This window comes from Domibacillus sp. F004 (assembly GCF_057814295.1).
Window position 1 is genome coordinate 483,640 of sequence record NZ_JBVATB010000002.1, and the last position, 15,463, is coordinate 499,102.

Here is a 15,463-nt window from a genome sequence, read left to right on the forward strand (position 1 = left end):
ACAGAGAAGTTTTGGTGTAACCTTCCATTAGAAATCAATGGGAGGTTTTTTATAACATTTAATCGGATTTTCCGACTAACGAAAAAACGCCAACGATCACACTCGATAGGTAAATGAGGAAGAATGTATAAACATTGAAAAATAGACTGTCTGTATATTGATTAAACCAGCCGAAGCGATAAATTTGTGAGTTTTCATTGGCTATTGAACCGCCTAGTGCAGCTACAAGTTCATTCGTATAATTCATTATTGCAAATAGTAATAAGAACCAGCTTACAAAACAAAGATTTAAGATGATCCTGTTTAGTTTCTTACTGTTTTGATCCGCAAGTATCGTCCTTGTCATCTTCATTGTAAGGAAATAGGCGACAATAAAAAATGGTGATAAACCCATTATCGCTAAAATACCAAGATTTCCATTTCCAGAGATTGTATCGGGCTGGATAGTAAATAACCTTTCGACTACAAGAAATCCAACAAATGAGAAAACAAGTAAACCCCAAGTTAAATATCTCATTTTTAAAATGGACCACTCCTTTTAGATGGATATCATTGGTTATAATATAACAAGTTCCTATTTCGCCGTAAAATTTAAACACGAAAGTATAAATTAGTTGAAATCTATATTCGACAGTAAAGCGTCATCATCCTGCCAATTGAGTTATGACAGGTAATTTGTCTAGTATTATCTGCCTTTTTTGGTTTTTTTATAGTATAATAGTAAAAAAGAATCAGGGGGCATATGTTTACATGACAGGGCAAAGAAGTGGGAGAATACGGAAAAAGCGTCGGCTGAAACGGTCAATACGGCTCACGGTAGCCGCGTTTTTTTTATTGATTATCGGGGCACTGATGGTGAATGTGGTGACAACAACCGAGCAAAAAGTAAGCAATGTAGAAAATGAGCAGGAGCCGAAACAAGTAGCGGAACCGAAAGAACCGGAGAAAACAACGATTACGATTAGTGCAGCCGGCGATTTTACACTCGGTACGGATGAGTCGTTCACATATGAAGGATCATTTCCACATGAAGCAGAAAAAAATGGATTGTCCCACTTTGTCGGCGGACTCGGTGGTGTGTTTGAAAAAGATGATCTGTCGACTGTTAATTTAGAAACAACCTTAACAGAAGCAACGGAAAAAGCAGTGAAAAAGTTCCGCTTTAAAGGAGATCCGGCGTATGCGCAAATTTTGACAATGGGCGGGATTGAAGCGGTCAACTTGGCGAATAACCACATTTATGATTATTTGCAGCAAGGCTATGATGATACAAGGAAGAACCTCGAAAAAGAAAAAGTAGGGTATTTTGGCTATGAACATCAATTTGAAACGGAGATTAAAGGTGAAAAAGTCGGCGTGCTCGGCTATGAAGGCTGGCAGGATACCACCGAAATCCGTGAACAAGTTGAAGGTGATATTCAGAAATTGCGTCAGGATGGAGTAGAAATCATTGTTGTTCATTTTCACTGGGGCGTTGAACGAAGCTATGTGCCGGAAGAATCACAAAAAACATTGGCCCGCTTTACAGTAGACACGGGAGCGGATCTCGTTGTCGGTCATCACCCGCATGTTGTACAGGGAATTGAAGAATACAACGACAAATTTATTGTCTACAGCTTAGGAAACTTTATGTTCGGCGGCAACCGAAATCCAGCTGATAAAGACACTTATGTGTTCCAGCAGACGTTTCATTTAGAAGATGGAAAGCTGACGGATGAAAAAGAAGTAAACGTTGTCCCGTTTTCTATTTCATCATTAAGCGAGCGGAATGACTACCAGCCGACTCGTTTAGAAGGCACAGAAAAAGAACGGGTAATGGATAAAATTATTGACGTGTCAAACCAGATCAATGGAACCGACGTTGACTGGATGAAATATGAAACAAAACCGTCCAACTAAGGGCGGTTTTGTTGTTGCATATAGGTGAAAGAAAAGGGCCTTTTATCACCGTTTACTTAATTATGCAGCTATTCACACCCTTACCCATTCTAAAAGAAAGAGAAACGCTATTTAAAAAATAAAAATAATGTTCAACACGTTTTATTCCTTTTAAAGAGAGGTATATTAATTTTACCAACTGAGGAAGGGACAGAGGAAATGAAAGGAAAATCAGATCAATTCATTATATCCGCATACCATAAAGCAGTAGAAATCCAACTTGAAGAAGCGTTTATCAAAATTTTAGAAGCTGAACTCGAACGACGAGGGATTAAATATAAATTTTACTGCGCACAACGTGTGTGACTGCTTTATGTGGAAGTTCCCCAAACTTCTTGAAGTGTATGCCGAAAAAGCTGATCGAGCCGGTTTGTTGGATCCGGAATATGAACATGGACGCTTTTGGCATATGCTTCAAGCCTGCTCAATTCTTCTGTCAAAAAAGAATTGAGCAAGCTGACTTTCGGCTCGAGCACCAAGTGATCACCAGCCGTTTTTCGTAGAAGGATTGTTTCAATATCTGTTTTTAACGGTCCGTTCGGTATGATGTGATCAAGCTGTGTATGAAATTCGTTCGGCGGAAATTCATTGTACTCCATAATCCATTTTGCGGCCAGCACGGAACGTAAAACATACATGTACTTCTTCACGTTTACTTGATCCTCTTGAAAAACGTCACGCCTGTTTTTGTTCGCTATATTTAAGTAGTGATACAAACAGGGCGACGGCGAAAAAATGCTCTCCCTTAACATGTTCAGCCGATCAATCGTCGAAAAGGCCTCATAATACACAATGCTGGACTGAAGCCATTCAAGCAGCGTCGGATTTGATTTGCGGAACAATTTTAATGCTTTCGTTAGCTCCCATCCGCTTATATCAAGAAAGTCATGGATCGGCAGCTCAATAACATCCCGTTTTTTACCGACACCGATTGGGTCAATGCTTAAATAGTAATTGGTTGGATGCACGTAAATAAACCGGGCATCATAATCACTGGCTGTGGACGGAAACCCCCACGCACGACTTCCGGCTTCGCATGCGTACAATATTTTTATATTGTAATCTTCTTCGGCTTTTTTCAGTGCATCAAGGATCGTTTCGTGCATAATAAACCCCTCCATTTTATAATGAACCCCCACTAGCTATTTATTCTCTCCCTTCATGTGCATGATCAGACAGCTTTTCGAGTGTAATACATACTAATAGGAAGTGCGCGTTGGTTTACTCCTATGTTTTCCTTTCTCACGATGCAAATAAGAATGAAAAAAACGGTTAAAATCATAGAAAAAGTCTTATTAACTGAGGAAGAAGGATTGAATTGTAAACCATCATGCTATAATAATATGGAAATATAAAAAATAAAAGGATGTGCGCGTATGGAGCAGAAGTCGATGAGAGCGGAGATGTTGTCATGGATAAAAGCGATCGTGCTGGCGATTGTCGTGACGGCTGCATCGAAGTATTTTTTCTTTGAGGGCGTTGTTGTGCACGGGGAGTCGATGTCGCCGACGTTTGAGGATAACGATAAAGTGATTGTAAGCAAGATGACGGAGATCGAGCGGTTTGATCAAATTGTGTTTCATGCGCCAGATTCCGAAGATAATTACATAAAACGTGTTGTTGGCGTGCCGGGTGATGCGATCGAAATGAAAGATGATGTTTTATATATAAATGGAAAACCGACAGCAGAGCCTTATGTAGATGAAAACAAGAAAAACCTGATGATCGGGCAGAAGCTGACTGGGGATTTTACGTTAGCGGAATTGACAGCTCATGATACGGTGCCAGAAGGGTATTTGTTTGTGCTCGGTGATAACCGGACAGTGAGCAGAGACAGCCGGATTTTTGGATTCATTCGCGAGGATTCGGTCATTGGTGAAGTACAGATGCGGTTTTATCCGTTCAGTACGATTGAGACTTATTAATGCAATGGGGCACAGGGAATTGTTTGATTATTAGGAGGCGCATCGTGTGATATACTACACCTAAACATATAGAAAAGAGGCACACTATGCTCACATTTGAAGAAAAAAAAGCGATTATTGAGACATTCCCGCAGTTGACGGCGAAAGGTGTTTCGATGAATCGTGTGAACTATCATTTTGAAGATAGCTTGTACGAAAAAACAGTGGTCGTTCATCACCTTCATCCGAACGGAAATGGGTTCGTTTTCGTCGCTGATTTGCCAGGCTATGATGTAAACGACAAAGGACTCGTTAATATTCGCGAGGCGAGTGAAGCAGAACTGCGGGCAGCCATCGCGGATTCGATTCGCTATCTTTCGGATAAACCGGAAGATGAAGTAATCGAGCAAACCCCTCTGCCTGAAGAACAGGAATGGCGGAGTCGGGAAGGGCAAACGCTGCTCCTCGTACATGAGGATTTATTGTGGAATGTGTATACAGGACTGAATTTAGAAGAAAGTTTTGAATCATTTAAAGAAGCGGAACGATATTTGTTAGAAGAAGGATTCCGCCCTTATACGAAGTAAAGGAACAAGCCGCTCCTAAGAGGAGACGGCTTCTTTTATTAGGCAATATTCTGTAACGGCATACATAGACACATGATGAAGTTCTGTTTCGTCTTACAAACATCATAATAGGAATAAACGGCTGCTGAATGCCTGCAGGGCAATGGATACAAATTGGATTGTCAACACTAAATCAGACAACATTTTAAGGGACGACCCTTTGTATTCAATCGGATTACATTAGTCTAGAGTTCCGTGAATTCGTAGCTTGTTAAGCCAGTCGACATAGTTAGGACTAAATTCAAGTATAAGACGCTCCAGATTAAAGGTAGAATCTGTTAAGGCATAGGTCGGTGTTTACAGGAATTTTCCACTTTAACAAGCATTAGTGAAGTAAGTCAGAGTAGTTCGTTGAAGGTCCAAGTCTACCTCCTCCTTGTAAAACTTGTATTTGTATGTAGTCTTCTACTCTACACTTATTGAATCAATTCTTCATCTCCCGCTATAAGATTACTAGAGAGTGGTAAGGCCTAATAAAAAAGGATGCCCCTCGTTAAAATGGGGCATCCTTTTTATAATGAATGGCGTTCTTTTGATTGGCCAATTCGTTCTTGCACTTCGCCTTTGATTTTGTCTTTTTTACCGTCTGCTTGAAGGGTGGTATTGTTTATTGCGATTCCAACTTGATCTTTCACTTCGCCCTTTGCTTTGTTGACGGCTCCTTTGATTTTGTCGCCGAGTCCTTTTTTGTCGAGAGCCATATGACTAAACATCTCCTTTATTGTTATACAGCAGATGTTTACCCGGCTCAAAATCAATTAAACCTCATCATCGTTTTCAACAATGGCATAGCGGTCGTTTTCATTTTCAGAAAATCGGTTATATCGTTGTTTATAAAGGGCAAACATGTATTGAATAAATACTTTAATGAGTGCGTATGTCGGCAGTCCAATGAGCACCCCAACGACACCATATAAATGAGCAGCTGTCAGCAAGACAAAAATGATCGTAACCGGATGAATTTGCAGTGATTTCCCCATAATTTGCGGAGAAATAAATTTACCTTCAAGCAGCTGCACAATCGTCCAGACAATGACAAGCTTAAGCACCATAAAGGGCGATGTAACGATGGCAATGATGATGGCTGGTGTGATCGCGATGACCGGTCCGAGATAAGGGACGACACTTGTGACACTGGCGATAGCGGCCAGCAGCAGGGCGTAATCTAAGCCGATGATGACAAATCCGATGTACATCATAATCCCAATGCAAAGACTGACAAGCATTTGTCCTTGAATGTAGGAACGAAGCTGCTCATCCATTTCAATCAGCATCGCACCGGTCCGTCCGCGCATTTTTGGCGGCAATACGTGCAAGAATCCATTGTACAATTTCGTACCGTCTTTCAATAAATAAAATAAAATGAACGGAACGGTAACGAGTGAGACGATGAAATTAGTCAGCGTGGCAATTAAGCCTGTGACGCTGTCTAGTGTTTGACCGGCAACATCGGAAAAATTTTGCGTGAGCGAGCCTAGAAACTCTTCCGCATTCGTCTGCATGTTTTTAGAAATTTCCATATATTGCGTTTCGAGTGGTGAATTGCGTGCCCACATATCAATATCCATGCCGAGCTGACGAGCATATACCGGGAATGAAGCGATTAAAGCTTCTGTTTGATCGCGTAAAAAGGGAAGGATGGTTAATAAGAGTACCGTAATTAAACCGGATAGGACAACGAATACAATTAAAATGCCCCAGCCGCGTTTAATTTTATACCGCTGTAATGTATTCACGAGCGGACTTAATAAATAGTAACCGACAATGGATAAAATAACGGGCAGGGCCACCGTTCCGATAAAACCGCTCAGCGGGTCAAAAATGAACGATATTTGAGCAAAAACCATAATAATGAGCCCAATTAAGAGCAACATACCTAAAACGAAAATCGAGGTGCGCCCGCCTAAAAAGCGGACGAGCGGTGGCCGTTGCGGCTCGTTTTCTTTCATGACGCCAACTCCTCATACTGTCTTTTGTTAATTATAACGCACTAACCAAAAAAACACGCATTTTCCGCATTTCTTAAAACACTATTTTTTAAGTGAATGATAAACTCTCTCTTAAAATAAAGAAAAAGGGAGGCCGCCCTATGAATGTGGTCCTGATTATGGCTGGTGCAATACTTGTTGCATTCGCTTACAATTTCTTTTTCATTCCACATGAAATTTTGAGCAGCGGATTAAGCGGTATAGCGATTATGCTTGGTATTATTACACCGCTTAACACCGGTTTGCTCAATTTACTGCTCAATTTACCGCTTCTCATTCTTGGGATGATGAAATTGGGTAAACGCTTTATTGCCTACACGATCTTGTCCGTTGTCGCCTTGTCTATCAGTCTTTACGTTGTACCGGTCGTTCAGGTTTCAACTGAACCGATTTTGTCCTCCTTATTTGGCGGGGTGCTGACCGGTATAGGGGCAGGCATCACATTCCGTGCCTCTGCGTCAACGGGCGGCCTGGATATTATCGCCATGCTATTAGCACGAAAAAGAGATTTTCCAATCGGTTTATTATTGTCGATGATGAATGCGGTGATTGTCGTGTTTGCTGGACTTTTGTTTAGCTGGGATACGGCCCTTAACACACTGATTGGCATTTATGCGACAGGAAAAGTCATTGATGCGATTCATACGAAACATATTAAACTAACACTTAATATCGTCACCTCTAAAGGAGACGAAATATGTGAAAGTCTGCTTAAGAGTTTGTACCGCGGCATTACCGTGATAGAGGCGAAAGGGGCATACTCGGGGGAAAAGAGGATGGTACTCATGACCGTTATTACGCGTTATCAACTAAATGATGTGAAGCAAATCATTCATGATGTGGACCCGACTGCATTTGTAAATATAACGCAAACGGTCGAAGTCTTCGGATTATTTCATCGTGAATAAGAAAAGCCGATCCGAGGAGTGGATCGGCTTCGTTTTGATTACAAAATATCTGTGACTTCGCGATCGATTAAACTTGCTTTTTTGGCTGAAAGAAACGGGCCGGTTGTCGAGATAAATGCGCCGGATGCAATAATCGCATCCATTGCCTGTTGAACGGTTGCAGCATTGACTGGTTCGAGCGGTGCATCAATCGTGACACTTGCGCTTCCGCCTTCTGATGTGTTGAAATACAGCTGTAATGTTTTAGCCATAATAAAATTCCTCCTTTTTTAGTTAATAATAGACGTGTCACTGCGTTCGACGGATGAAAGCGGTAAAGATGAAAGTGTGGCAATGGCTGTAGCCGCTGCTTGGAACTGATCCGCTGTTGAGGCTGGATCGACGTTTGCATATGATTTCGTTTTAAATGCTGCTTTGCCTGCTTCGTCAATCCCGTTATCAAACACGAGACGAAGCGTCGATTTGTTTAATGTTGCTTGCGCCATGTTATATCCCTCCTTTCATTTGTTATGTACAGCGAGAACGTGAAAATCGATACCTTTGTTTAAAAAAGTTTGTTTGCTCGATGTAAATGAGTTGAAGCAGGCACCTATTGACACGCGTTACGGTTTCATTTTATCCGGAAGGGTCTGAATGGATTGGATGACGCCATCGAGCTTCGTTTCGATCCGGTACAGTAAGTAAAATGTAACGGCGATCGGAAATCCGACGTCTTGAATAAGCGGCAAAAACATGTCCATCGTGGCATTCCTCCTTTCTTCTTTTTATGTACAGGAAAAGGATCAAAATCGAAACGGCCTTTGCGGAACTTCTTTCATCTTAAAGTGGGATATTACTGCCCGTTAATCTGCGATAAAAAAACCGCGAAGCAATGATTCACGGAGTGATGGATTCATATATAGTTGTCCGGGCGCGGCCATTCCGTTTTGAATAATACAGTGCCTCATCGGCTTGCTGAATAAGCAGTTCTGGTTTTTGGTCAGAGCGCGGCCATATGGTAGCGGTGCCGATGCTGACGGAAACAATGCCATCTGGCGAATCTGCGTGTGGAATGCGCAGCCTTTTAACTGATTGCCGGGTGAGTTCGGCGAGTTCATAACTTTTAAAGGGCACATCTGGCGGGATAATGATTGCTATTTCTTCGCCGCCATATCGTGCTGCAAAGACACCTAACGTTTGGACTGTATCGTGAATGGTTCTCGCAATCCGGCGCAATGCTTTATCACCGGCATCATGTCCGTACCGGTCATTATATTTTTTGAAAAAGTCGATGTCCAGCAGTAAAAGTGAAAGCGGTCTTTCTTTTTGTACGGATTCTTTAAAGGATCGTTCAAGCATTTCATCGAAATAACGGCGGTTGCTGATACCGGTCAAACTGTCACTGAATGAGAGATGCTTTAGTCGTTTATTCGTTTGCTGAAGTTCGCTTTCTGCTTGTTGCCTTAGTAAAAATTCTTGTTCGAGTGAACGCGCCATTTCGTTGTAGGCACTGTGCAGCGCTTTAAATTCATCGAGCGATTGATCAAGGACTTGATCGGAAATCCGGTGATTGTAATCGCCAAGACGGAGGAGAATCGTTCCTTCGAGCAGTTTATCAATAGAGAAAATAATGGGTTGCATAAGAAGTCGGATCAAAACAAATGCGCCAAGAGTAAAGAACCATAAAATCCCGCCACTCATAAACAACGAGCGCCAAAATTCGGGGTTCATTCCCTGTTCTCGCTGATCATACACAAATAGAGCGAGCGGTATGATCGCGAGCACCCCGCCTAGTAGCAGCAAAAAGATAGCGCTTACCAAAAACCGGCCACGAATCGTATGGAATGACCAGTAATGAAACCGTCTTAACAGCTTCATTTTTATCCTCCTTTATACATATTTCACCATATTATAATGAAATGTGATGAAATAGCCGTTAAGCGTTCAAATTTTTGAAAAAGGGGTATCGATTTTCTCTCTTTCTGTGTACTTAAAAAATAAAAGGAGAAATTCATATGTCTAAGTTGTTAAGAAATGAACGGCCGCTAATTCTTTTACCGGCTCTTGCAAATAGAATTGGCTTAAATGAAGCAATTATCCTGCAACAAATTTATTATTGGATGGAAAAAAAGCGTCACATCATTGAAGGGAAGAGCTGGGTATATAACACATACGAAGATTGGCAGAAACAGTTTCCATTCTGGTCTGTGACGACGATTCGCCGCACATTAAAAGGAATGGAGAAACAAGGATTGCTGCTCACCGGCAACTTTAGCGTGATGGCATTTGACCGGACGAAATGGTATACGATTAATTACGAGAGAATGGAATCGATGATGAGCCCATGTGCTCACGTTGATAGCATGAACGTGCCGGATCAGACAGGCGACATGACCACATTGACCACACCTATAACAGAGAGTAACAAACAAAAGACTTCAACAGGAGATCATTCTTTATCAGAACGCGAATTATTTGAGAGATCCCTAGGGAAAGAACGTGTGATAGAAGCGGTAGAACTTGCCCACTCAAAAGGCATTACGACATGGTCCTATATACGTGCTATTTTACGTAATTGGGAGAAAGAGAAGACAAAGTCGAAAAAACCAATCCGGAAAGAGATGCTGCCAGACTGGTTTAATAAAGAGGAGACAGTCATGGAACGTGACGATAATTTTGAAAAAGACCGCACATCTTTTCTAGAAGAGCCCCATGGCATAAAGTAACAAGTAAGCCCGTGGTAAGTGATCAGAAACGGCTGCAAGTGGCCAATAATCGCCGCAAATGTTCATAAACGTATCTAACAAAGGGAAAAGCCCTCACTTCTTAATAGAAGTGAGGACTTGAATGTTCAAAGCAAAAAAGTGAATTGCTATTATTCCGTTTCTTCTTCCGTTGTGCCTTCTTCAGTCGTGCCTTCTTCTGTTTCTTCTTCTACTTGATCCTCTTGTTGTTCATCTTCAACACCAGTATCTTGATCTTCTCCTTCGGCACAGCCCGTTAATACACCAAGTGATAAAGCCGCTGCCATTCCACCAACTAGAAATTTTTTCTTCCAATTAGAATCCATGAATAACTCCTCCTCTTAAACGGATTTGATGAAGCAAGCCGCTCCCTTTACAAAGTAAAAGAAGCAAAAAGGTAAAGCATAGTGAATATAGCATGAATTAAAATAGAAAACTCGGAATTTACAAAAAATTAACTATAGTCTATAAATAATTAACAAAAAATTTGTAATAATAGGGTACTATTTACAAAGTTTATAAGAATTCAGTCAACAGTAACCAGGATATTCCATATTAAATCAATCTGCGTTTTTCTGAAAAAAAAAGGGAAAAGTATATGGATACTACTAATCAAACTCGAACTACGGGGATAAGGAGATGCAACCATGAAAATACGGTTAATGAAAATGCTGGAAGCGCGAAAAGAGGAAATGATTCAAATACGCCGCTATTTACATGAAAACCCCGAGCTGTCGTTTCAAGAATAAAAAACGGCTCAATACATCGAGGAATTTTACAAAGGAAAAGACGTGGACGTTCAAACGAATGCCGGAAATGGCTTTGGTATCATCGTAACAATTAAGGGAGGCAAACCGGGGAAAACGATTGGTCTCCGGGCTGATTTTGATGCGCTGCCGATTTTTGAAGAAGCGGATGTGCCATTCAAATCGAAAAATGAAGGCGTCATGCATGCGTGCGCACACGATGCCCATATGGCATACATGTTCGTTTTAGCCGATTGTCTTATTCAGTTAAAGTCGTCGATTGCAGGTTCGATCAAAATCATTCACCAGCATGCGGAAGAAACACCGCCAGGCGGCGCAAAAAGCATTGTCGATTCCGGTGTGCTTGATGATCTGGATTCGATTTACGGCATTCACTTGTTCCCGACTGAACCGGCGGGGGTGTTGGCTACCGGAGCGGCAATGCAATGGTCGGCAGATCGTATTGTAAACTCGTTATTCAAGGTACAGGCGGCCACGGATCCTCTCCTCATACGGCCAATGATGCCATTATCGCAGGCGCTCATTTTGTCACCGCTGTTCAAACGGTCGTCAGCCGACGGTTAAATCCATTTGAGGCGGGTGTCGTGACAATCGGTTCTTTCGATGGAAAAGGCACGTTTAATGTGATCAAAGACAGCGTGGAGCTTGAAGGGGATGTGCGCTACATGGGCGGCGAGACACAGCAGCTGATCGACAAAGAAATTCATCGCATTACAAGCGGGATCGAAGTGGAATTTGGCGTCAAAGGCGAGTTGACGTATACAGCTGATTATCCGCCGCTTTACAACGATCCGCAAGTGACCGAAATGGTTGTTGCCAGCCTTGAAAACATGAATGACCCGGATATTTAGAAAGTCATGGAATTTCCGATGATTTCAGCATCAGAAGACTTTGCATACTACTTAACAAAAATTCCGGGCACCTTCTTTTTCATAGGCTGCAAACCAAAAGGAGTCGAGATACCGTATTTTAACCATCATCCGAAATTCGATATTGATGAAGACGCTCTCTTCGTCGCTGCAAAATCAGTCGGCCAAGTCGTTTGCGATTATTTTAAAGTCGATTAATTCACCTACTTGCATAAAAAAAACATCTCCTTGGTACATTCCAAGGAGATGCTACCTCTCACATGCGACGATTTTCTACCGTTTTCATCCGGTTTTGCTGATCGGGGACGCCCGCAATTTCTTCGAGTTTTTGATTTTTTTCCACTTGAATCTGCTTGACATTCTTTTCGAACACTTCATCGTATTTTTTTTCTTTTTCGTTCATTCCACTCACTCCTTTCAAATCAATTCACGTTAGTTTTTCCAGGAGTTTGCGATTGTATCCGCGATGTTTTTGCCATTGGCGATACAGGCACCGATGCCGACACCATAATACGAACAGCCGGCGAGCAGCACATTTGGGAAAAGATCCGCCATTTTTTGTGATAAACACGAGACGGCTTGACTATGCTGCAAATGGTAATTAGGCATTACATTTGTCCAAGGGGTCACGTTAACAGAATGCGGTTTTTCGGTTATGCCAAGACTGTTCTGAATGTCAGAAAGCGCCGCCATCGTTAATTCCTCATCATTCATTTGTTCCAACGTTTTATAATGTGGATTCGAGCTTTTGTAAAATAATCGGACTAATAAATGCTGATGCTGAGATGTATGCGCCCATTTTCGACTTGTCCATGTACAGGCATCACACATTAAATCGCTGTCTTCTGTCACAATAAATCCAGTTCCGTCAGCGGGAAGGCGGTCATCGGAAATATCAAATCCGATATAGACGCTTATCAGCGATGAATTCGTCAGTTCGTTAAAATCGGTGTCAAGTTCCATTGTATTCAATATGCGCTGTGCAGCGTTATGCGGGGTGGTTAACACGACAAAATCAGCTTGAATATTGTCCACGTTGTCAAATGAAAGTTCATACGTACCGCCCGTTTTTTCAATACTGGTTACACGAGCGCCTTTTAAAATATGCGCATCACCGGAACATTCAACAAGGCGATCAATAAGTGTAGACAGGCCATTTTTAAAGGAAATAAACTTTTTATTGCCAGCAGCTTGAAAGGTTTTTTTATTTTCTGAAAACCCTTTAATAATACTGCCATATTTATTTTTGTACTCAAGTAAGTAAGGCAGTGTGGACTTCATCGTCAGTGTCTCGAGTTTTCCTGAATACACACCGGATAAAATCGGGGAAATTTGTTTTTCGACGATTTCTTTTCCTAAAAAGTACTCCAAAAACGAGCCGACGGAGCTGTCGATTGTAAAGGGATTCTCTGTTTTTTCAAAGTCGAGCATCGCTTCCTGCTTGCCTTTTTCTGAAATTAACGTGCTGCTAAACAAGGATTCAACACTTGTGGGAATACCGAAAATAGTGTCTTCAGGGATTTTATGCAGGGTGCTGCCGGTATAAAGATACGACGTCCCTGTTTCGTTATAGACGAGTTCATCAAGCAGGTCAAGCTCCCGGATGAGCGGCATCACGCCTTCGTTTCGGGCGACAATAGAATCGGCACCCGCTTCCATAATGAATTCCTCATTTTTCACGGTGCGGATTTTGCCGCCGAGTTCCTCGCTTTGTTCAACAAGAATAACATTTAGGTCCAGTTGTTTTTTTTGTAAATGATACAAGGCGGACAGGCCAGTAATGCCGCCTCCAATAATGACAGCTGTTTTCATAGACGTTCACTCCTTGTCGTTATCATAGCACTTTTTCAATAGCGGCCTGCACATCAATTTCGACATTTCCTTTAATTGCACGGCTGATCATGCACGATCTTTCCGCTTTTTCCGTTAGTTTATACGCAAGCTGAATATCTTTTTCTGTTGCCTTCGCTGTTAATACAATATGGGGCCGGTGAATCATTTTTTTATACGTGATAATGCCGTTTGTCACATCGACAATGCCTTCTGATTTCATCGTAAGTGCAGCCTTTTCCAGCTTATTGTGCTCTAGCATCGCAGCAAGCGTAATAATGTAGCACGTTGCGGCCGCTCCGAGCAGCAGCTCATCAGGATTTGTGCCAACCCCAGGACCATTCATTTCCGGGGGGATCGACACGTTCATTTTTAAATTTCCCGCTTCAATAAACCCGACACTATTGCGTGTACCAGGCCATACGGCTTTTAAATGAAAGACATGTTCCGCCATGCCATCAACTCCTTCCATACAGTGTAACGGATTTTGCTGAAAAGAACCCGGATTCTGTTCACCTTATCTTTTCCTTTAGAAAAGAAACTTGAGCAGTGATCAGAATGGGAAGTATATCACATTGCATTACTGTTGTTTAAAGATTTATAATATTCTTATAATTGGAAAGGGGGATGATCAGTGAAAAAGTCATTTGGTGGTGCCATTGTCTTGACCCTCGTTCTCAGCCTTGTTGGCTCCGTTGCGAGTGCCGCTATGTTCAGAGATGTTTCAGAAACAAATCGCTTCTATGAAGAGATTGATCTGTTATCGGATCTTGAGATTATTTCAGGGTTTAGAGACGGTACGTTTAGGCCGAAAGAAAACGTTACCCGTGCACAAGCTGCCATCTTAATCGGAAAAACATTTGAGCTGGACGGGACAAAGAGAGGAACCTCTTTTTCAGACGTTCATTCCTCTAATACAGCGTCAGGGTACATTGAATCAGCTGTGGAAGAAGGCATTCTGTCCGGATTTCCAGATGGCACGTACAGACCCAATCAAACCGTCACGCGTGCGCAATTAGCGATTATTCTTGGGCGTGCATTTGACATTACAGAAGCGGTAGATATTGACTTTCCAGATGTATCTAAAACATCTGCTGCGTATCCCTATATTGAAAATATGGTAGCGGCGGAGATTGCGTATGGATACGAAGACGGTTATTACAGGCCGAATCGAGCTGTGACAAGGGAGCAGTTTGCGGCATTTCTTGCACGTGCCTATGTTTATACACCTCGGGACCCTGAGGAAGCAACTCTTTCTTCTTTTTTTCTAGAAAACGGTCAAACGGCCTCATTTGAAGGAGAGGGAAATGAGTATGCGACGTACACGACACGCACAGTATGGCACAATCCTAAACATGTGACGGTGTACCATGACAATGGCGGTACAGTCGTGGCGCGGACCTTTCGGATAGAAGATGATCGGGTGAGCGTTGTGCGCGAAGAGGCTGAATCGTACGAAGAATACACGCCAACTGCAAGCGAATTACTGGCGCTTGTGCCGCTCTATACGTATTTAAAGCTTCCGCTTGAAACCGGTGCTTCATTTGACGGATGGACAGTCATAAGTGATTCGGCGGTCTTGACAACGCCACTTCGAACATTTAATCATGTCATCGTCCTTGAGAAAAGGCATGGCGGCAGCGAGGTGAGCCGTAAATACTTTGTAAAAGGATATGGGGAAGTAAAAGCCGAATATGAAATAATGGCAGACGATGAAACCATTGTGATTACATCGGAGATTGATCATATAGAGTGATGCAGCATTGTGCAGAAAATAGCCTTCTTTCCTGCTAAAGGAAGGCGGGTTATTTTTTATGCAGATGAAGGAGGAAATAAGAGAGTGAAAACAGAAAGATAGAATGTTAGTGGGAAATTATTAAGGTGAAACGGATTCAAAATGAGAAAAAGAA

The 15,463-nt window shown here is 42.1% G+C and carries 22 protein-coding genes; 10 read left to right on the top strand and 12 right to left on the bottom strand.

What is annotated here, in order from left to right; translation table 11 throughout:
* Nucleotides 1–58: 58 nt before the first annotated feature.
* On the bottom strand, nt 59–517 hold the full coding sequence (locus ACZYRN_RS07910) for a hypothetical protein (protein WP_488910983.1): 459 nt from the start codon (nt 515–517) through the stop codon (nt 59–61).
* A gap of 233 nt (nt 518–750) precedes the next feature.
* Here ACZYRN_RS07910 and ACZYRN_RS07915 point away from each other — a divergent pair, with 233 nt between their 5' ends.
* Nucleotides 751–1,899 (top strand): CapA family protein, encoded by a 1,149-nt coding sequence (locus ACZYRN_RS07915; RefSeq protein WP_488910984.1) that lies wholly within the window; start codon nt 751–753, stop codon nt 1,897–1,899.
* Nucleotides 1,900–2,097: 198 nt separating this feature from the next.
* Complete coding sequence (gene sda, locus ACZYRN_RS07920; RefSeq protein ID WP_488910985.1) at nt 2,098–2,244, top strand: sporulation histidine kinase inhibitor Sda; 147 nt, start codon at nt 2,098–2,100, stop codon at nt 2,242–2,244.
* Nucleotides 2,245–2,249: 5 nt separating this feature from the next.
* Here the strand turns inward: sda and ACZYRN_RS07925 are convergent, their stop codons facing one another.
* Nucleotides 2,250–3,044, bottom strand: a complete 795-nt coding sequence (locus tag ACZYRN_RS07925; protein WP_488910986.1) for a nucleotidyltransferase domain-containing protein — start codon at nt 3,042–3,044, stop codon at nt 2,250–2,252.
* A gap of 270 nt (nt 3,045–3,314) precedes the next feature.
* Between ACZYRN_RS07925 and lepB the strand changes: the two genes are divergently transcribed.
* Together lepB and ACZYRN_RS07935 are read left to right on the top strand one after the other, a co-directional pair.
* On the top strand, nt 3,315–3,863 hold the full coding sequence (lepB, locus tag ACZYRN_RS07930) for a signal peptidase I (RefSeq protein ID WP_488910987.1): 549 nt from the start codon (nt 3,315–3,317) through the stop codon (nt 3,861–3,863).
* An 86-nt stretch (nt 3,864–3,949) separates the two neighbouring features.
* Nucleotides 3,950–4,429, top strand: coding sequence for a hypothetical protein (locus ACZYRN_RS07935; RefSeq protein WP_488910988.1), 480 nt, complete (start codon nt 3,950–3,952; stop codon nt 4,427–4,429).
* Between the two features lie 551 nt (nt 4,430–4,980).
* Here the strand turns inward: ACZYRN_RS07935 and ACZYRN_RS07940 are convergent.
* Nucleotides 4,981–5,169 carry a CsbD family protein gene (locus tag ACZYRN_RS07940; protein ID WP_488910989.1) on the bottom strand — a complete coding sequence of 63 codons (189 nt, stop codon included), beginning with the start codon at nt 5,167–5,169 and terminating at the stop codon, nt 4,981–4,983.
* A 57-nt stretch (nt 5,170–5,226) separates the two neighbouring features.
* Nucleotides 5,227–6,417: an AI-2E family transporter gene (locus tag ACZYRN_RS07945; RefSeq protein ID WP_488910990.1), complete on the bottom strand. Its 1,191-nt coding sequence runs from the start codon at nt 6,415–6,417 to the stop codon at nt 5,227–5,229.
* A 140-nt stretch (nt 6,418–6,557) separates the two neighbouring features.
* Between ACZYRN_RS07945 and ACZYRN_RS07950 the strand changes: the two genes are divergently transcribed.
* Nucleotides 6,558–7,364 carry a YitT family protein gene (locus ACZYRN_RS07950; protein ID WP_488910991.1) on the top strand — a complete coding sequence of 269 codons (807 nt, stop codon included), beginning with the start codon at nt 6,558–6,560 and terminating at the stop codon, nt 7,362–7,364.
* A gap of 38 nt (nt 7,365–7,402) precedes the next feature.
* Here the strand turns inward: ACZYRN_RS07950 and ACZYRN_RS07955 are convergent, their stop codons facing one another.
* The 4 genes from ACZYRN_RS07955 to ACZYRN_RS07970 all read right to left on the bottom strand — a co-directional run bounded on the left by ACZYRN_RS07955 (nt 7,403) and on the right by ACZYRN_RS07970 (nt 9,221).
* Nucleotides 7,403–7,615 carry a DUF2922 domain-containing protein gene (locus ACZYRN_RS07955; protein ID WP_488910992.1) on the bottom strand — a complete coding sequence of 71 codons (213 nt, stop codon included), beginning with the start codon at nt 7,613–7,615 and terminating at the stop codon, nt 7,403–7,405.
* Nucleotides 7,616–7,633: 18 nt separating this feature from the next.
* The gene (locus ACZYRN_RS07960) at nt 7,634–7,849 is read right to left on the bottom strand and encodes a DUF1659 domain-containing protein (protein ID WP_488910993.1); all 216 of its coding nucleotides are present in this window, start codon (nt 7,847–7,849) and stop codon (nt 7,634–7,636) included.
* 117 nt (nt 7,850–7,966) lie between these two features.
* Complete coding sequence (locus ACZYRN_RS07965) at nt 7,967–8,104, bottom strand: YvrJ family protein (protein ID WP_488910994.1); 138 nt, start codon at nt 8,102–8,104, stop codon at nt 7,967–7,969.
* 136 nt (nt 8,105–8,240) lie between these two features.
* Complete coding sequence (locus ACZYRN_RS07970; protein WP_488910995.1) at nt 8,241–9,221, bottom strand: GGDEF domain-containing protein; 981 nt, start codon at nt 9,219–9,221, stop codon at nt 8,241–8,243.
* A 137-nt stretch (nt 9,222–9,358) separates the two neighbouring features.
* Between ACZYRN_RS07970 and ACZYRN_RS07975 the strand changes: the two genes are divergently transcribed.
* Nucleotides 9,359–10,069, top strand: coding sequence for a DnaD domain protein (locus ACZYRN_RS07975; RefSeq protein WP_488910996.1), 711 nt, complete (start codon nt 9,359–9,361; stop codon nt 10,067–10,069).
* Nucleotides 10,070–10,218: 149 nt separating this feature from the next.
* On the opposite strand, the gene ACZYRN_RS07980 is transcribed toward ACZYRN_RS07975, so the two are convergent.
* Nucleotides 10,219–10,413: a hypothetical protein gene (locus ACZYRN_RS07980; RefSeq protein ID WP_488910997.1), complete on the bottom strand. Its 195-nt coding sequence runs from the start codon at nt 10,411–10,413 to the stop codon at nt 10,219–10,221.
* Between the two features lie 465 nt (nt 10,414–10,878).
* On the opposite strand from ACZYRN_RS07980, the gene ACZYRN_RS07985 reads away from it, so the two are divergent.
* The 3 genes from ACZYRN_RS07985 to ACZYRN_RS07995 are packed head-to-tail and all read left to right on the top strand — an operon-like array spanning nt 10,879 to nt 11,921.
* Nucleotides 10,879–11,418: a M20/M25/M40 family metallo-hydrolase gene (locus ACZYRN_RS07985; RefSeq protein ID WP_488910998.1), complete on the top strand. Its 540-nt coding sequence runs from the start codon at nt 10,879–10,881 to the stop codon at nt 11,416–11,418.
* Complete coding sequence (locus ACZYRN_RS07990) at nt 11,310–11,705, top strand: peptidase dimerization domain-containing protein (RefSeq protein ID WP_488911134.1); 396 nt, start codon at nt 11,310–11,312, stop codon at nt 11,703–11,705. The genes ACZYRN_RS07985 and ACZYRN_RS07990 overlap by 109 nt, the downstream gene beginning before the upstream one ends.
* Nucleotides 11,706–11,711: 6 nt before the next feature.
* On the top strand, nt 11,712–11,921 hold the full coding sequence (locus ACZYRN_RS07995) for a hypothetical protein (RefSeq protein WP_488910999.1): 210 nt from the start codon (nt 11,712–11,714) through the stop codon (nt 11,919–11,921).
* Nucleotides 11,922–11,979: 58 nt separating this feature from the next.
* Here ACZYRN_RS07995 and ACZYRN_RS08000 read toward each other — a convergent pair whose 3' ends face one another.
* Genes ACZYRN_RS08000 through ACZYRN_RS08010 form a run of 3 tightly spaced genes read right to left on the bottom strand, consistent with a single transcriptional unit; the run spans nt 11,980 to nt 14,007 of the window.
* Nucleotides 11,980–12,126, bottom strand: a complete 147-nt coding sequence (locus ACZYRN_RS08000) for a hypothetical protein (RefSeq protein ID WP_488911000.1) — start codon at nt 12,124–12,126, stop codon at nt 11,980–11,982.
* Between the two features lie 29 nt (nt 12,127–12,155).
* Nucleotides 12,156–13,535, bottom strand: a complete 1,380-nt coding sequence (locus ACZYRN_RS08005; protein ID WP_488911001.1) for a protoporphyrinogen oxidase — start codon at nt 13,533–13,535, stop codon at nt 12,156–12,158.
* A 22-nt stretch (nt 13,536–13,557) separates the two neighbouring features.
* On the bottom strand, nt 13,558–14,007 hold the full coding sequence (locus tag ACZYRN_RS08010; protein WP_488911002.1) for an OsmC family protein: 450 nt from the start codon (nt 14,005–14,007) through the stop codon (nt 13,558–13,560).
* Nucleotides 14,008–14,187: 180 nt separating this feature from the next.
* Between ACZYRN_RS08010 and ACZYRN_RS08015 the strand changes: the two genes are divergently transcribed.
* Nucleotides 14,188–15,309: an S-layer homology domain-containing protein gene (locus ACZYRN_RS08015; RefSeq protein WP_488911003.1), complete on the top strand. Its 1,122-nt coding sequence runs from the start codon at nt 14,188–14,190 to the stop codon at nt 15,307–15,309.
* The last annotated feature ends 154 nt before the right edge of the window (nt 15,310–15,463 follow it).

Bases quoted from the DNA above. Each gene is read 5' to 3' on its own strand.
- ACZYRN_RS07910 (WP_488910983.1), bottom strand. From the start codon at position 517: ATGAGATATTTAACTTGGGGTTTACTTGTTTTCTCATTTGTTGGATTT.
- ACZYRN_RS07915 (WP_488910984.1), top strand. From the start codon at position 751: ATGACAGGGCAAAGAAGTGGGAGAATACGGAAAAAGCGTCGGCTGAAA.
- sda (WP_488910985.1), top strand. From the start codon at position 2,098: ATGAAAGGAAAATCAGATCAATTCATTATATCCGCATACCATAAAGCA.
- ACZYRN_RS07925 (WP_488910986.1), bottom strand. From the start codon at position 3,044: ATGCACGAAACGATCCTTGATGCACTGAAAAAAGCCGAAGAAGATTAC.
- lepB (WP_488910987.1), top strand. From the start codon at position 3,315: ATGGAGCAGAAGTCGATGAGAGCGGAGATGTTGTCATGGATAAAAGCG.
- ACZYRN_RS07935 (WP_488910988.1), top strand. From the start codon at position 3,950: ATGCTCACATTTGAAGAAAAAAAAGCGATTATTGAGACATTCCCGCAG.
- ACZYRN_RS07940 (WP_488910989.1), bottom strand. From the start codon at position 5,169: ATGGCTCTCGACAAAAAAGGACTCGGCGACAAAATCAAAGGAGCCGTC.
- ACZYRN_RS07945 (WP_488910990.1), bottom strand. From the start codon at position 6,417: ATGAAAGAAAACGAGCCGCAACGGCCACCGCTCGTCCGCTTTTTAGGC.
- ACZYRN_RS07950 (WP_488910991.1), top strand. From the start codon at position 6,558: ATGAATGTGGTCCTGATTATGGCTGGTGCAATACTTGTTGCATTCGCT.
- ACZYRN_RS07955 (WP_488910992.1), bottom strand. From the start codon at position 7,615: ATGGCTAAAACATTACAGCTGTATTTCAACACATCAGAAGGCGGAAGC.
- ACZYRN_RS07960 (WP_488910993.1), bottom strand. From the start codon at position 7,849: ATGGCGCAAGCAACATTAAACAAATCGACGCTTCGTCTCGTGTTTGAT.
- ACZYRN_RS07965 (WP_488910994.1), bottom strand. From the start codon at position 8,104: ATGGACATGTTTTTGCCGCTTATTCAAGACGTCGGATTTCCGATCGCC.
- ACZYRN_RS07970 (WP_488910995.1), bottom strand. From the start codon at position 9,221: ATGAAGCTGTTAAGACGGTTTCATTACTGGTCATTCCATACGATTCGT.
- ACZYRN_RS07975 (WP_488910996.1), top strand. From the start codon at position 9,359: ATGTCTAAGTTGTTAAGAAATGAACGGCCGCTAATTCTTTTACCGGCT.
- ACZYRN_RS07980 (WP_488910997.1), bottom strand. From the start codon at position 10,413: ATGGATTCTAATTGGAAGAAAAAATTTCTAGTTGGTGGAATGGCAGCG.
- ACZYRN_RS07995 (WP_488910999.1), top strand. From the start codon at position 11,712: ATGGAATTTCCGATGATTTCAGCATCAGAAGACTTTGCATACTACTTA.
- ACZYRN_RS08000 (WP_488911000.1), bottom strand. From the start codon at position 12,126: ATGAACGAAAAAGAAAAAAAATACGATGAAGTGTTCGAAAAGAATGTC.
- ACZYRN_RS08005 (WP_488911001.1), bottom strand. From the start codon at position 13,535: ATGAAAACAGCTGTCATTATTGGAGGCGGCATTACTGGCCTGTCCGCC.
- ACZYRN_RS08010 (WP_488911002.1), bottom strand. From the start codon at position 14,007: ATGGCGGAACATGTCTTTCATTTAAAAGCCGTATGGCCTGGTACACGC.